The sequence below is a fragment of the Actinosynnema pretiosum genome, from assembly GCF_002354875.1.
Classification (GTDB): Bacteria; Actinomycetota; Actinomycetes; order Mycobacteriales; family Pseudonocardiaceae; genus Actinosynnema; species Actinosynnema auranticum.
This window is the reverse complement of sequence record NZ_CP023445.1, coordinates 415976-430976: the sequence shown is the minus strand read 5'-3', so window position 1 is coordinate 430976 and position 15001 is coordinate 415976. Positions and strand designations below refer to the sequence as shown.

Below are 15001 nucleotides of genomic sequence, written 5' to 3'. Positions count from 1 at the left end.
TCCCGAAGGGTCCGCACGATGAGACTGCACCGCCGGGTCGTGACGGCGGCGGCGCTGGCCGCCGCGCTCGCCGCGCCGCTCGCCCCGCTCGGGCACGCCGCGCCCGACCGCCCCCGGCCGCACCGGGTCACCGCGTTCGTCGAGCTGGTCGGGGTGCCCGCCGTGGACGCCGCCGCGACCGCGCGCAGCGACCCGCGCGGGGCGGCGCGGGCGGCTCGGGCGCGCACCGGGAACAACGCCGACGCCGTGCTGGACGCGGTGCGCTCGGTCGACCGGGGCGCCGCGCGGGTCGGGGTGACGGTGAACGCGGTGCCGGGGGTGGTGCTCACCGCCGAACCGGCCGTGCTGCGCTGGGTGGCGGGAATGCCGCAGGTCCGGTCGGTGCGGCAGGCGGTGCCCAAGCGGGTGGACAACGCGGGCGCGGTGCGGCTGACCGGCGCGGCGGCGGTCTGGCGGGCGGTGGGGCCGACCGCGCCGGGCCACGGCGGCGCGGCGGCCGGGGACGGCCTGCGCGAGGGCCTGCGCGGCGAGGGGCTGCGGATCGGGGTGGTCGACACCGGCGTCGACTACACGCACGCCGACTTCGGCGGCTCGGGCGGGTACGAGGAGGTGGACCGGACCGGGCCGTGGGAGCCGAACGCGAAGGTCGTCGGCGGGTACGACTTCGCGGGCGACGACTACGACGCCAACGACCCCGAGCGCGGGACGCCCTCCCCCGACCCGAACCCCGTCGACTGCCAGGGCCACGGCACGCACGTCGCGGGCACGGCCGCCGGGTACGGGGTGAACGCGGACGGGTCCACCTTCGCGGGCGCGCACTCCGGGCTGTCCGACGACGACCTCGCGGCCATGCGGATCGGCCCCGGCACCGCGCCCGCCGCGCGGGTGTACGCGCTGAAGGTGTTCGGCTGCGAGGGGTCGACGAACGTGGTGTCGCAGGCGCTGGACTGGGCGCTCGACCCGGACGGCGACGGCGACCCCTCCGACCACCTGGACGTGGTGAACCTGTCGCTGGGCAGCGACTTCGGCGCGGTGGACGACCCGGACTCGGCGTTCGTGCGCAAGCTCGTGCGGCACGGGGTGGTCGTGGTGGCGTCGGCGGGCAACGCGGGCGACCTGTACGACGCGGGCGGGTCGCCGGGGAGCACGCCGGAGGCGGTGACCGTGGCGAACACGCGGGACGCGTCGGTGCTGCTGGACGGGGTCGGGCTGCCGGGCGGGTCGGGCGAGGCGGGCGGGTCGGGCGGTGAGGAGGTGCTGCCCGGCCAGTACGGCAAGGAGTTCACCGGGTACGCCGACCTCGACGTCGAGCTGCCCGTCGTGCCGGTCGCGGACGCGGGCAACGCCGACGGCTGCGCCCCGATCGACCAGGACCTGTCCGGGCGGCTGGTGTGGCTGGAGTGGGACGACGCGGACTCCACCCGCGAGTGCGGGTCGGCGGTGCGGGCGGACCACGCGCGGGACGCCGGGGCGGCGGGCGCGGTGCTCACCTCGGGGCGCGCCGTGTTCGGCGCGGGGATCGCGGGCAACGCGGACGTCCCGGTGTTCCAGCTCACCGGACCGGCCACCGACCGGGTGCGCCCGCTGCTCGCGGACGGCTCGCTGCGGCTGCGCCTGGCCGGGTCGCTGCGCGACGCCGCGCCGACCGTGATCGAGACCCTGGCCGACACCGTCACGCCGTCGTCGGCGCGCGGGTCGCGGGCGGCGGGCGGGGCGAAGCCGGACCTGGCCGCCCCCGGCGACACGATCGTGTCCGCGCTGGTGGGCAGCGGGAGCGGCGGGGTCAGCAAGGGCGGGACGTCGATGGCCGCGCCGCACGTCGCCGGGCTGGCCGCGCTGGTGCGGCAGGCGCACCCGGACTGGACCGCGGAGGAGGTCAAGGCGGCGCTGGTGAACACCGCGTCCGCGCGGGTGGTGTCCGGGGACGACCGGACGACCGGGCTGACCGAGGCGACCAGTCGGGTGGGCGCGGGCCGGGTGGACGCGCGGGCGGCGGTGCGCACCGGGCTGCTCGCGGTCGTGCCGGAGGCCCCCGGTGCGGTCGGGGTGTCGTTCGGGACCGTGGAGGCGGGCGCCCCGGTGGAGCTGACCCGGACCGTGGAGCTGGTCAACAAGACCGGGGAGGACCTGGCGGCGGTGGCCGCCTACCGGCCCGCCACCGAGGTGCCCGGCGCGGAGGTCGAGGTGCTGCCCAGGACCGCGCGGGTGCCCGCCGGGGGCGCGGCGCGGGTGTCGGTGCGGCTGCGGGTCGACCCGGCCGCGCTGCGCAAGGTCGGCGACCCGACGCTGGAGGTGGAGCAGCGGGGGCACGCGCGGCAGTTCCTGGCCGAGGTGTCCGGGCGGGTGGTGTTCCGGGCGGGCGCGCAGGACGCGGTGCTGCCGGTGTACGCCGCGCCCCGGCCGGTGTCGGCGCTGGCCGCGCGCCCGGCGCCCGGCGGGGTGGAGCTGGTCGGGCGCGGGCTGGACCAGGGCGAGGGGGCCGGGGCCTACCGGTCGCTGGTGAGCGCGTTCGAGCTGCACGGGCGCAGCCCGGAGCTGCCGCCGTGCGGGTCGGAGCTGCTGACCGGGTGCCTGGCGGCGGGGTCGGCGCGGGGCGGCGACCTGCGGTACGCGGGCGCGTCGGCGGCGGACGGGGTGCTGTCGTTCGGGATCGCGACGTGGGGGACGTGGACCGGGCTGGGCGCGGGCGGGACGACGCCGGTGGTGGGCGTGGACGTGGACCGGGACGGGGCGGAGGACTACCGGGTGCAGGTGGCGCGGCCGTCCGACGGGAGCGGGAAGGTCGTCGCGGACCTGTGGCTGGCGCGCACCACGCGGGTGTCCGACGACGAGGTGGTGGACGAGCGGCCGGTCAACGGGTGGCACGGGGAGGTGGACAGCGCGGTGATGGACAACGACGTGCTGGCGCTGCCGGTGTCCCTGGGGGCGATCGGGGTCGCGCTCGGGGACGGGCCGGTGCGGTACCGGGTGCGCACGCGCGGGTGGGCGCTGCCCGCCGGGACCGAGGACGGGGTGGTGGACCGCTTCGACGGCTGGTTCGACGTCGACCCGGCCGGGTCGCGGGTGGCGCTGCCGGTCGGGTCGCCCGCGCGGGACGGGCTGCTCGTGCCGGTGCGCGGGGCGGGCGAGGTCCTGGTGCTGCACCACCACAACGGCGGCGGTTCCCGCGCGGAGGTGGTGGTTTACTCCGGGGAATGAGCTTCGTGGTCGGCGTTGACGGGGGCGGCACGTCCACCAGGGCGCTGGTCTTGGGCGCCGACGGGACCCGGCTGGGGGCCGGGGTCGCGGGCGGGTCGAACCCGAACTCGGTGGGGGCGGGGACGGCCGCCGCGAACCTGCGGCTGGCGCTGGAGGGCGCGCTGTCCGGGGTGGACGCGGGCGCGGTCGCGGCCGGGGTGCTCGGGATGGCCGGGTCCAGCAGGCTGACCGACCCCGAGGTGGACGCGCTGTTCCGGGCGGCCTGGGCGGGCGCGGGGCTGCGCTGCCCGATGCGGGTGGTGACCGACTGCGAGGCCGCGTTCGCCGCGGGGACGCCCGCGCCGGACGGCACGGTCCTGGTCGCGGGCACCGGGTCGATCGCGGCGCGGGTGCGCGGGCGGCGGGTGGTCGGCACGGTCGGCGGGCACGGGTGGCTGCTCGGGGACGAGGGGTCGGCGTTCTGGCTGGGCCGGGAGGCGGTGCGGGCGGCGCTGCGGGCGCTGGAGGCGGGCGAGCTGGACGGGCTGGCGCGCGCGGTGCTGGAGCGGGCCGGGGTCGGCGAGGGGCCGGGCGCGTGGGCGCGGCTGATCACGGCGGCGAACGCGGGGCCGCCGGTGGCGCTGGCCGGGTACGCGCCGCTGGTGACGGCGGCGGCCGGGGCTCCCGGCGAGGTCGTGGCGGCGCGGATCGTGGACGGGTGCGCTCGGGTGCTGGCCGACCTGGCGGTGGCGGCGCGCACGGCGGAGGAGGTGGCGCCGGTGGTGCTGGTGGGCAGCCTGGTGGGCGCGCCGGTGCTCGGGGAGCGGCTGCGGGCGGAGCTGGCGGCGCGGGTGGACGGCGAGGTCGTGGTGGTGCGGGAGGCCGCCGCGGGCGCGGCGTGGCTGGCCGCGCTGGAGAGCGGGGCCGAGGACGGGTGGCGGGAGCGGGCGCTGGGGTGAGCGCGGCGGGCCCCGTCCCGCCCTGGTCAGGGTGAACACCATCGGTTCATCGCACTTCAGCTCCAGCAGCACGCTTCACAACCCCCTTCTCTAGGCCCCCTTTAGGTTGATAATCAAGGGGGGCTAGAGTCATACTGTGACCAAGCCGATGAAGCGGCGCGTGGTGGAAGCGGCGCTGGCAAGAGAGGGGTGCTACGTGGTGAGCGACAACGGCAGGCACACCAAGTACGGCTGCGCCTGTGGTAAGCACACCGCAGCGCTCCCCCACCACAAAGAGATCTCGGCTGGCGTCGTGGACAGCGTCGGCAAGCAGATGGGATGTCTTCCAAAGGGGTGGTTGCAGTGAAGTCGTACAGCGCTACCGCGACTCGTGAAGGCCGTTGGTGGGTGGTCGAGGTCGCCGGCGTCGGCGTGACGCAGGGCCGCACGACCCGGGAAGCCGAGCGCATGGCCGCGGATCTGGTCGCGATCACGCTGGACGTTTCCGCTGAAGAGATCTCCGTCGACATCACGTTCCAACTCGGGGGTGACCTGGCTGCCGAGGTGGAGCACGTGAAGCAGGCGCAGCGAGAAGCGGAAAGGGCGCAGGAGCAGGCCGCTGACAAGTCTCGTGCGGTGGTTCGGCGCGTGCTCGCCGCAGGCTTGTCCAAACAGGACGCCGCACGGATCCTGGGCGTCTCCGCCCAGCGGATCAGCCAACTCGCGCCCGGCACGGTGTAGCGGGCGCGAGACGCCCTGCTCGACCGCCGCGGGACAGGCCCCGGTCCCGCTCGCGCCCCGCCCCTACCCGGCCGCCACGTGCGCCGCGAACGCCGCCGCCGCCGGTGACGTCGCCGGGTCCCTCGGCAGCACCAGGTCCACGGTGTGCACCAGCCCCTCCTCGCGCAGCGGCACCGCCACGACGCCCTCGGCGGGCAGGTCGGTCCGCTCGGGCACCAGCGCCACGCCCAGCCCCGCCCTGGTCAGGTTGAACACCATCGGCAGGTCGACCACCTCGCAGCTGATCCGCCGGGTCAGCCCGCGCTCGGCGAACGCCAGGTCCACCAGGTCCCGGCTCTCGTGGCCGGGGTAGGTGTCCACGAACCGCTCCCCCGCCAGGTCCGCCAGCGCCAGCCCGTCCCGGCCCGCCAGCGGGTGGCCCGACGCGAGCAGCGCGACCACCGGCTGGGTGGACAGGCGGGTGGCGCGCAGGCCGGGCAGGCGGGCGGGCGCGCCGGTGACGACCGCGCAGTCCAGGCCGCCCTCGGCGACCAGCGCCAGCGCGCGGTCGCGGCCCGGCTGCCGCACCGAGATGTCCAGGCCGGGGTGGGCGGTCGCGAACGACGCCAGCCAGTTCACGAAGCGGCACGACACGTCCCGGTTGTGCAGCGGGAGCGCGCCGATGGTGAACGGGCCCGCGACCAGGCCCCGCACGTCCCGGACGAGCTGCTTGGCCCGCTCGGACTCCTGCAGGGTGCGCCGCGCGCCGGGGAGCAGCGCCCGGCCCGCGGTGGTCAGGCGGACCGGGCGGGAGCCCCGGACGAACAGCTCGGAGCCGACGTCGCGCTCCAGGGACCGGATCGACGAGGACAGGCCGGACTGCACGATCCGCTCGCGCTCGGCCGCCCGCGTGAAGCTGGACTCCTCGGCCAGCGCGACGAAGTGCTTCAGGTGCCGCAGTTCCACCCCGCGATTATCTCCCGGAGAGATGGAAGACAACTCCACCAGGTGCGGCGGAGCTGAGATGGGGCGTCCCGAGCACCGGGTTGGACGGGGTGAAGGCACTCGTGGAAGGAACCCCGATGGAACTCGGCATCTACTCGTTCGGCGACCTCGCCCCCCGCGCGGTCGGGGGGCCCACCGACGTCGCGCGGCGGCTCGCCGACCTGGTCGCCCAGGTCAGGACCGCCGACGAGGCCGGGCTGGACGTCGTCGCGATCGGCGAGCACCACCGGCGCGAGTTCACCGTCTCCGCGCCGGAGATCGTGCTCGCCGCGCTGGCCGGGGTCACCTCGTCGATCCGGCTCGCCTCCGGCGTGACCGTGCTGTCCACCCAGGACCCGGTCCGGGTGTTCCAGCAGTTCGCGACGCTGGACCAGCTGTCCGGCGGGCGCGCGGAGGTCATCGTGGGGCGCGGGGCGTTCACCGAGTCGTTCCCGCTGTTCGGGCACGACCTGCGCGACTACGACGCGCTGTTCGACACCAAGGTCAGGGCGCTGCTGGAGCTGACCCGCGCGCGGGAGCTGCCGGTGGTCAACGGCGTCGACGTCGTGCCGAGGCCGTTGCAGCCCGAGCTGCCGGTGTGGATCGGGGTGGGCGGCACGCCGCAGTCGGCGATCCGGGCCGGGGTGCTGGGCACGCCGATGTTCCTGGCGTTCTTCACCGGCCCGGAGACCTCGCGCGGCACGGCCGAGCTGTACCGGCGGGCGGGTGAGCAGGCCGGGCACGACCCGGCGTCGCTCCGGCTCGCCAGCGGCGGGCACATGTTCGTCGGCCGGACCTCGCAGGGCGCGAAGGACGACTTCTACCCGTACTACTCGGACTACTTCTCGCTGCACCCGCGCATGAGGGACGGGATGCCCAGGGGCGTCTACGACGAGTGGCTGCGCGCGGGGCTGCTGGTGGGCAGCCCGCAGGAGGTGGTGGACAAGATCCTGCGGCACCGGGAGGTGCTCGGGGTGGACCGGTACGTCGGCCAGTTCGACGTGGGCGGGATGCCGGTGGCGATGACCAACCGCAGCCTGGAGCTGTTCCTCACCGAGGTGGTGCCCGCGGTGCGCGCGGAAACCGCCTAGCGCCGGGGGATCGGCGCGCGGGGCCCGCACCGCCGACCTCCCGGCGGGACGGGCCCTAGTCGACCCGCTCGGACCTCTCGGCGGCGGGATCGGTTGCGGCAGCGGGGTTCCCGGCGGGATCGGTTGCGGCAGCCGGGGTCCCAGCGGCAGAACCCGCTGCGGCAGCCGGGTTCCCGGCGGGCGCGGGGCCCGCCGCCTCCCCCGGCACGCGCGGGTGCCGCAGGCCGGGGTGGTCGGCGGGCAGCGACCTGCGGATCACCCACCAGCTCACCACGACGCACACCACCTGCAGCGGCCAGCTCAGCGCGACCTGCGCGACCCCCAGCGCCACCACCTGCCCCGCCAGCCAGAACCCGCCGAACACCGCCACCCGCAGCAGGTACTGCCCCACCCACGGCCAGCTCGCGTACCGGTAGGCGCGCATCAGGTCGGGGTCCTTGCGCCACTTGAGCCTCTGCCCGGTGACCAGCCCGACCACCACGCCCAGCAGCGGCCAGCGCAGCACGATGCTCGCCGCCCACACGAGGGCGCTGCCGACGTTGAGCAGGATGCGCAGCAGGAAGAAGTCCTCGGCCCGCCCGGTGCGCAGCGCCACGTACGCCGCGAGCACCACCAGGGTCAGGCTCACCACGACCGCCCTGGGCTTACCGCCCCGCGCCAGCCGGTAGGCGCCGATCACCACGCCGCAGAGCACCGCCGCGAGCGCGCCCGCGCCGATGGAGCGCTCGCCGAGCAGCCAGCCGAGCGCGAACACCGCGGGCGGCAGTGACGCGTCGAGTGCCCCGCTGCGCCCGCCGAGCAGTTCGGCCAGCGACTCCTGACGAGTGTCGGTCATGCTCCCAGGGTGCATGAGGGGACCCTTACCGCGACCACGCACCCCGGTAACGGTCGCGTGTCGGTGCGGCCCCCGCCCCGCGCGCCCGAGCGCGGTCCGCCGAGCGGCGGCCACCAGCCCGAACCGGGACGGGGAAGATCGAACCGGACGAACCGGACCGCTAACCGATGGTGAGCTCGCGCGATCCGATGGTCACGGTCAGTCGCCGGTCGGGTTCGGAGGGGGGCGTCGAGGCGGTCGTGGAAGTCGTGATCTCCGTCGCACTCGTCGTGGTGGTGGACGTCACCTGCGGGACCTTCGTGACGACCACCCTGGACGTCTCGGTGACCGTGCTCGGGGTCGCGCCGGTCGGGTCGACGCCCCCGCCGCGGTCCATCGGCGGGCCGTCGCCCGCCGGGGTCGTGGACGTGCGGCTGGGCTCGATCCGCTGCCCCTCAGCGGGTTTCGGCGGGCCGTCGTCGAGCAGGACGGCCGTGGTGATGCCGGTGAGCGCGGCGATGAGCGCGAACGTCACCGCCGGGAGGGGAAGTCGGGGCACGGTCGGCAAGGCTACGTGCGGGCACCCGGCGAAACGCCCATTGCCGACACCCTGTCCCACCATCGAGTGATACGCGCGTCCCGTCTCGCGGGACCCGGAGGTGGCGCGAATCCGAAGTGCGGGAGCATCCTTGTCCGCGCGGTGCGGGGGTGTCGCGCAGGAGGGAGGAGCTGTGCAGGAGTTGGACAGCTACGTCGCGGTGGGGGACAGCTTCACCGAAGGCCTGGACGATCCAGCACCCCACGGCGGGTATCTCGGGTGGGCCGACCGGTTGGCGGCCATGATCTCCTCGCGCCAGCGGGGGTTCAGGTACGCCAACCTGGCGATCCGGGGCAGGTTGCTCCAGGCGATCGTGGAGGAGCAGGTCCCGGTCGCGGTGGCGCTCAAGCCGAGCCTGGTGACGTTCTGCGCGGGCGGGAACGACCTGCTCATGCCAGGAGCGGACCCGGACGCGGTGGCCGAGGTGTACGAGATCGCGGTGGCCGAACTGCGGGCCACGGGCGCGGAGGTCGTGATCTTCACGGGCTTCGACCCGAGGCACGCGCCGGTGCTGCGCTCGCTGCGGGGCAAGGTGGCGATCTACAACTCGCACCTGTGGTCGGTGGCCGAGCGCTACGACTGCAAGGTCGTGGACCTGTGGTCGATGACGGTGCTGCACGACATCAGGGCGTGGGGTCCGGACCGGCTGCACCTGGCGCCCGAGGGGCACCAGCGGGTGGCGCTGCGGGTGGCCGAGCTGCTCGGCCACGAGCAGGAGGAGCAGTGGCGCACGCCGTGGCCGGTGATCGCCGAGGACGACTGGATGACCCAGCGCAGGCAGGACCTGAAGTGGGCGCGGGAGCACGTGGTCCCGTTCATCACCAGGCACCTGCGGGGCGCGTCGCTCGGTGACGGCGTCGTGCCGAAGCGGCCCGAGCTGCTGCCGATCAGCAGCGGCGAGAACAACTAGCCGGACGCGGGCCGGGGCGCCTCGGGGCGACCCGGCCCGGCCGGCGCTCTCCCCCGAGCGCCGGCCCGACCGGGTCGGGGTGGCTTTCCCCCCTGGGCGCCTGAGCCCCCCGGAACCACCCCTGGCGCGGGCGAGGCCCGCGCGCGCCGCCCAACCTGCCACGTTCGGCGGACAGCGGACTAAACAGCCGCTAAAACTCCCCGCCGAGGCCGTCCAGCGCGATCCGGACCTGCGCCGCCCTCGGCGAGCCGAGCCGCTCGAACAGCCGCAGCGACTCCGCCAGCTCGGCCCGCGCCGCCGACCGCTCGCCGCGCCCGGCCAGCACCGCGCCGAGGACCTGGCGGCCGAACGCCTCCTCGTACTGGGCGGTCCCGCCGACCGCGAGCTGCACGGCCTGCCTCGCGCTCTCCTCGGCCTCGGCCAGCAGGTCCAGCTCCGCGTACAGCTCGGCGAGGTTGCCGAGCGCGAGCGCGTGGCCGCGCTGGTCACCGGTGCGGTGGAACAGCTCCGCGGCCTGGAACTGGTGGCGCGCCGCCGTCTCCCTGCGCCCGGCGGCCTGCTCGGCCTGGGCGAGGTTGTTGAGCACGTGCGCCTCGCCGAGCACGTCGCCGTCGCGGCGGGCCGCCTCGACGGCCTCGCGGTAGCGGGTGATGGCCGCCTCGGTCTCGCCGGTCGCCAGCAGCGCGGAGGCGAGCTGGTCGAGCGCCAGCACCAGGTAGCGGGCCTCGCCCAGCCCCTCGGCGATCCGGTGCGCCCGCCGGGCGTCCGCGAGCGCTCCGGGCGCCGGGCCGGTGCGCAGCGCCACGCTGTGCGCGGCGTGCAGCACCAGCACCTCGCCGCGCGGGTCGCCCGCGGCGCGGGCCGAGCCGAGCCCGATGGCGGCCAGCTCGGACCAGCCGTCGTCGACCGCGCGGACCGCGCAGCGGGTGTGCACGAGCCGGACCAGCTGCCACACCCGGCGGTGCAGGCCGCGCTCGGCGCCCGCCCTGGCCAGGGCGACGACGTTCGGCCACTCCTTGTCGAACCACAGCAGCGCCTGGCCGGACGTGGCGGGGCGGGCGGCGCGGTGGTCGGACTGGCCGGGGTCGAGGCCGTCGGTGGCCGGGCGCAGCAGCCTGCGGGCCCGGTCGCACGCGGCGAGGTAGTGGTCCAGGAGCCTGCCGAGGGCGGCGGCGGTGCGCTCGGGCGGGACGTCGGCGAGCAGCTCCCTGGCGTAGAGGCGGACCAGGTCGTGCAGGGCGTAGTCGCCGCGCCCGCGCTCCAGCAGCAGGTGCGCGTCGGCCAGCTCGGCGAGGCGGCGGCCCGCCGTGCCCGCGTCGGTCCGGCACAGCGCGGCGACGGCCTGCGCGGTGACCCTGCGGCCGGGGACCAGCCCGGCGGCGCGGAACGCCTCGGCCAGCTCGTCCGGCAGCTCCCGGTAGGACAGGGCGAGCGCGCGGGCCACGCCGACGCCGCCGCCCGCGTCCGCGTCGGCGAGGTCGAGCGCGCGCAGGCGGGTGCTGTCGTCGGCGAGCGCGTCGACCAGCGACGCGACCGCCCACTCCGGACTGGAGACGAGCCTGGCGGCGGCGATCCGCAGCGCCAGCGGCAGGTTGCCGCACAGCCGGGCCAGGTCGCGGACCGCGTCGGGCTCCTGCTCGGACAGCGGCTTGCCCACGGCCTCGTCGACCAGCCGGGCCGACTCGTCCTCGGCGAGGGTGTCCAGGGTGAGCACGCGGGCGCCCGCGCTGACCACCAGCGAGCCCAGGCGCAGCCTGCTGGTGACCAGGGCGAGCGAGCCGGAGCCGGGCGGCAGGAGCAGGCGGACGTGCTCGGCGTCGCGGGCGTCGTCCAGCACGACCAGGACGCGGCGGCCCGCCAGCACGGAGCGGTAGAGGCCGACCCGGTCGGCCGTCCCCCTGGGCACGGCGTCGGCGGGCACGCCCAGCGCGAGCAGGAACCTGGCCAGCACCTCGTCCGGGCCGACCCGCGCGCGCTCGTCGTCGGCGTGCCCGCCGAGCTGGGCGAACAGCAGGCCGTCGGGGAACTGGGCGGACCTGCGGTGGCCCCAGGCGACGGCCAGCTCGCTCTTGCCGATGCCGGGCGGCCCGTCGAGGACGGCGGTGGTGGTGGCGTCCCGGTCGCGGGTGTCGCACAGCCGGTCGAGCCAGGCCAGCTCCTCGTCGCGGCCGACGAAGCCGCTGGCGGCGGCGGGCAGCTGGGCGGGCACGACCACGCCGGGGCGCGGGGCGGCGCCGGGGGGCTCGGGGGCGCTGGCGGGCAGCAGGGCCGGGTCGTCGCGCAGCACCCGCTCGTGCAAGGCGCGCAGGTCGGGGCCGGGGTCGATGCCCAGCTCGTCCACGAGCCTGCGGTGGAAGCGCTGGTAGGCGTCGAGGGCGTCGGCGCGGCGGCCGGAGCGGTAGAGGGCGAGGACGGCCTGGGCGACCAGGCGCTCGCGGAACGGGTGCTCGGCGACCAGCTGGCGCAGCTCCCCGACGACCTCCAGGTGGTGGCCCAGCTCCAGCTCGGCGGCGGCCCGCTCCTCCAGGGCGACCAGGCGCAGCTCGGCCAGGTCGCTGCCGGGGGCGTTGGGCACGTCGGCCAGCACCGGGCCGCGCCACAGCCGCAGCGCGTCGCGCAGCAGCGGGGCCCTGGACGTGGCGGGCTTGCCGCGCGCCGAGGAGATCAGCCTGCGGGCGCGGTGGTGGTCGAGGCGCCACGGGTCGACGGCCAGCTGGTAGCCGGGCGGGGTGGTGAGGATGCGCGCGGAGCCCGCCGGGTCCGCCGCGTCCAGGACCTTGCGCAGCCGCGAGACGTAGCCGTGGACGATGGTCCTGGCCGTCGCGGGCGGCTCGTCGCCCCACAGGCGGTCGACGAGCTCGTCGATCGGCACGACCCGGTTGGCCTCCAGGACCAGGACCGCCAGCAGCGCCCGCACCCCCCTGCGCCCGATCGCGATGGGCCCGCCGTCCGCGACCACCCTGAGCGGACCGAGGACGCCGAACTCGAGACCGCACCTGCTCCGGTCACCCATGTCCCTCCCCCCGCCGTCTTTCGTGAACCGGTCACACGTTCAGGTGCGCCACATCTCCCGGTGGATACCTGCGAGTAGTGTTTGTCCGGACAACTTCTGTGGTGCGATGACCGGACGACCGAACGGCGGTTGGGGTTTGGCCCCCGGATGCGCCGCAGTGCAGGAGGGCGAGTGCCGCGCGAGCCGATGGCGGTGGTGGACCGTGGCGCGGCGTGCCTGCTGGGCGGCGCGCTCGGCGACGCGCTCGGCGCGCCCGTGCAGTACCTGGGCCTGCCGGACATCCAGCGGGACCACGGGCCGGACGGGGTGCTGGAGCCGCCGTGGCCCGCGCTGGTGACCGACGACACGCAGCTGACGCTGTTCAGCGCGGACGGGTACCTGCGGGCGTGGGTGCGCGGCAAGCGCACCGGCGAGTGGGAGCCGGTCGACGAGGTGTGGAACAGCTACCGCAGGTGGCTGGTGACCCAGCAGTTCGCCGCGCCCGACGAGGGCGCCACCGGGCTGCTGGCGCAGGGGCGGCTGTACGCGAGCCGGTCGCCGGGCCTGACGTGCCTGCGCGCGCTGGCCGCCGACGCCCCGCCGACGCCGGAGGCGCCGATCAACGAGTCGTCGGGCTGCAACGGGGTGACCCGGACGGCCCCGGCGGGCTTCGCGCCGCACCCGGACATCGCGTACGACCTGGGGTGCCGGTTCGCGGCGCTGACGCACGGCGGCACCGGGGGGTGGGTGTCGGGCGGGGCGTTCGCGCTGCTGATCCACCTGCTGGCGGTGCGCGGGCGGCCGTTGCGCGAGGCGGTGGACCAGGTGATCGGGCGGGTGCTGCGGGACGACCCGTACACGGCGAACGCGCTGAACCGCGCGGTGGTGTACGCGGAGGAGCAGCGGGCGACCGGCGGGCCGGTGCGGGTGGACCGGCTGGGGAGCGGGTGGACCGGGCCGGAGGCGCTGGCGATCGCGGTGCACACGGCGCTGGTGTACCCGAAGCGGTCGCAGGTCGTGGACGCGCTGCGGACGGCGGCGAACCACTCCGGGGGGAGTGACGCCACGGCCTCGCTGACGGGGAACATCCTGGGCGCGCTGCACGGCACGGCGGGGCTCCCGCGCGAGTGGTTGGCGGGGTTGGAGCTGGTGGACGTGCTGGCCGCGCTCGGGGCGGACCTGGGGTGCTCGGTGTCGGGGCTGGAGTTCGACGAGTCGCTGTACGGGTGAGCGGGCAGTTTTGTGTCGGGGTTTGTCGCTGACACAGGCGGATCGGCTCCCGGTGGGTGATCAGCGCCGACAGCGCGGAGCAGCGGGTCGCCGAGAGCGCCTTCGCGCACCGGTCGTGGCTGCGCAGGCGCGCCACGGCCACCCGGTACCGCGTCGCCGAGGGGGACCTCGTCGAGCTGCTGGCCCACGAGGCCGTGGTCGCCGGGGGGATCAGCGCGGCGGCGACCTGCGGGCTGGGGCTCTCGCACTCCGGCGAGGGCGAGGTGCACGTGGGCGCTTCGGCGGTGGCCGGGCTGGTGGACGAGTTCTTCCTGGTGGAGTCCACGCGGGGAACCTGCTCGTGCGCGTCGAGGAGAGCGGCGAGGACTGGCACCTGCGCACGGCGCGGGTGGTCGACGGGCTCGCGCTCGCGCCCCGCCTGGTGGTGGCGGTCGACTTGCTGGACAGCGCGGACACGCGGAGCAGGAGCGCGGGGAAGCGGCTGCTGGCGGACGCGTTGTCCCTGGTCCGCGGGGAGGGCTGAGCGGGCGTGGTCGACCCGGTCAGCGCACGGCCGGAGGAACTCCCCGAACGAGGGCGGGCGCGGAATCCCCGTGCCGGGTTCGGGGTTGTGATGAGAAGCCGTCCTCGGCCGCGCGTTCCCGAAAGCGTGCGACCGAGGTCGGCTCTCCCGCTGGTCGCCTGGGCGGCGCCCCGAGCGCAGCACCTGGCTGACCTGCGTGGAGCGGGGAAACCCCGTGCGCGGAACCGTAGCAGAGGTCCTCGGTCCGGTCACGTGGTTCCGCGGAATCCGGCACCGTCCCTTGTGGATCTCCCCCGACCGCCGGGAGCGCTCACGGCGCCAGCGGCAGGCCCGGTGTGCGGTGGACCCCGCGGTCTGCGTCCACGGCGTGGACCTCGCAGCCCGGCCGGGCCGCCGCCCACGCCACGCCCTCGCGGCCCAGCGCGAAGGCCGCCGTCGCGGTCGCGTCGGCCACCTCCAGCGAGCGGGCGACCACCGTCAGGCTCAGCAGGGCGGTCACCGGCTCGCCGGTCCTGGCGTCGACGATGTGGTCGCCGCGCTCGTAGCGCGCGGACGTGGCCACCGCCAGGCCGTCCACCTCCAGCACCGCGCAGAAGCGGTCCGGGCGGTCCGGGTGGCGGACGCCCACGCGCCACGGGCCGCCCTCCGTCGCGACGTCGCCACCCGCGTTCAGGACGAAGCGGGGCACGCCCGCCGCCCGCAGCAGGTCCGCCGCCCGCTGGACGGCCCAGCCCTTCACCACCGCGCACGGGTCCAGGGCGCCCGCGCGGCGCACCGCGAACGCGCCCCCGGTGGCCTCCCGGTACCACTCGGACACCGCCAGGACGTGCGCCAGGTCGGGCGAGGGCTCGACGTCCTCGCCCCGGCCCAGCCTGCTCACCTCGCTGTCCGGCTTGAACGGGCTGAAGCGGGCGTCGACCTCGTGCAGCCACTCGAACACGTCCGCGATCGCCGCGCCGTGCCCGCCGCCGTCCGGGACGTTGACCGAGACCGGGAAGCCCATGACCTGCTCGACGTGGCGCAC

The 15001-nt window shown here is 76.2% G+C and carries 13 protein-coding genes; 8 read left to right on the top strand and 5 right to left on the bottom strand.

The features are described from left to right. Window positions 1–18 precede the first annotated feature (18 nt). The 4 genes from CNX65_RS02015 to CNX65_RS02005 all read left to right on the top strand — a co-directional run bounded on the left by CNX65_RS02015 (window position 19) and on the right by CNX65_RS02005 (window position 4856). A complete protein-coding gene (locus tag CNX65_RS02015; protein ID WP_096491250.1) occupies window positions 19–3198 on the top strand; it encodes a S8 family peptidase in 3180 nt (1059 codons plus the stop codon). Next, window positions 3195–4136 carry an N-acetylglucosamine kinase gene (locus CNX65_RS02010; RefSeq protein WP_096491249.1) on the top strand — a complete coding sequence of 314 codons (942 nt, stop codon included), beginning with the start codon at window positions 3195–3197 and terminating at the stop codon, window positions 4134–4136. Before CNX65_RS02015 ends, CNX65_RS02010 begins: the two co-directional genes overlap by 4 nt. 136 nt (window positions 4137–4272) lie before the next feature. Beyond that, on the top strand, window positions 4273–4482 hold the full coding sequence (locus CNX65_RS35110; RefSeq protein WP_157767472.1) for a type II toxin-antitoxin system HicA family toxin: 210 nt from the start codon (window positions 4273–4275) through the stop codon (window positions 4480–4482). After that, the gene (locus tag CNX65_RS02005; RefSeq protein ID WP_157767470.1) at window positions 4479–4856 is read left to right on the top strand and encodes a hypothetical protein; all 378 of its coding nucleotides are present in this window, start codon (window positions 4479–4481) and stop codon (window positions 4854–4856) included. Before CNX65_RS35110 ends, CNX65_RS02005 begins: the two co-directional genes overlap by 4 nt. A 63-nt stretch (window positions 4857–4919) precedes the next feature. Here CNX65_RS02005 and CNX65_RS02000 read toward each other — a convergent pair whose 3' ends face one another. Then, window positions 4920–5801 (bottom strand): LysR family transcriptional regulator, encoded by an 882-nt coding sequence (locus CNX65_RS02000; RefSeq protein ID WP_177154470.1) that lies wholly within the window; start codon window positions 5799–5801, stop codon window positions 4920–4922. A 116-nt stretch (window positions 5802–5917) separates the two neighbouring features. Here CNX65_RS02000 and CNX65_RS01995 point away from each other — a divergent pair, with 116 nt between their 5' ends. After that, window positions 5918–6910 carry an LLM class flavin-dependent oxidoreductase gene (locus CNX65_RS01995; RefSeq protein ID WP_096491246.1) on the top strand — a complete coding sequence of 331 codons (993 nt, stop codon included), beginning with the start codon at window positions 5918–5920 and terminating at the stop codon, window positions 6908–6910. 55 nt (window positions 6911–6965) lie between these two features. Here the strand turns inward: CNX65_RS01995 and CNX65_RS01990 are convergent, their stop codons facing one another. Beyond that, the gene (locus CNX65_RS01990) at window positions 6966–7745 is read right to left on the bottom strand and encodes a DUF3159 domain-containing protein (RefSeq protein ID WP_309142022.1); all 780 of its coding nucleotides are present in this window, start codon (window positions 7743–7745) and stop codon (window positions 6966–6968) included. Between the two features lie 160 nt (window positions 7746–7905). Beyond that, window positions 7906–8283, bottom strand: coding sequence for a hypothetical protein (locus CNX65_RS01985; protein WP_157767468.1), 378 nt, complete (start codon window positions 8281–8283; stop codon window positions 7906–7908). Window positions 8284–8455: 172 nt separating this feature from the next. On the opposite strand from CNX65_RS01985, the gene CNX65_RS01980 reads away from it, so the two are divergent. Further along, on the top strand, window positions 8456–9232 hold the full coding sequence (locus CNX65_RS01980) for an SGNH/GDSL hydrolase family protein (RefSeq protein WP_096491243.1): 777 nt from the start codon (window positions 8456–8458) through the stop codon (window positions 9230–9232). Between the two features lie 190 nt (window positions 9233–9422). Here the strand turns inward: CNX65_RS01980 and CNX65_RS01975 are convergent, their stop codons facing one another. Beyond that, window positions 9423–12245 carry an AfsR/SARP family transcriptional regulator gene (locus CNX65_RS01975; RefSeq protein WP_096491242.1) on the bottom strand — a complete coding sequence of 941 codons (2823 nt, stop codon included), beginning with the start codon at window positions 12243–12245 and terminating at the stop codon, window positions 9423–9425. 171 nt (window positions 12246–12416) lie between these two features. Between CNX65_RS01975 and CNX65_RS01970 the strand changes: the two genes are divergently transcribed. Then, window positions 12417–13454: an ADP-ribosylglycohydrolase family protein gene (locus CNX65_RS01970; RefSeq protein WP_096491241.1), complete on the top strand. Its 1038-nt coding sequence runs from the start codon at window positions 12417–12419 to the stop codon at window positions 13452–13454. A gap of 340 nt (window positions 13455–13794) precedes the next feature. Continuing rightward, window positions 13795–13977 carry a hypothetical protein gene (locus tag CNX65_RS01965; protein WP_096491240.1) on the top strand — a complete coding sequence of 61 codons (183 nt, stop codon included), beginning with the start codon at window positions 13795–13797 and terminating at the stop codon, window positions 13975–13977. A gap of 310 nt (window positions 13978–14287) precedes the next feature. On the opposite strand, the gene CNX65_RS01960 is transcribed toward CNX65_RS01965, so the two are convergent. Further along, window positions 14288–15001, bottom strand: a complete 714-nt coding sequence (locus tag CNX65_RS01960) for an FAD:protein FMN transferase (protein ID WP_096491239.1) — start codon at window positions 14999–15001, stop codon at window positions 14288–14290.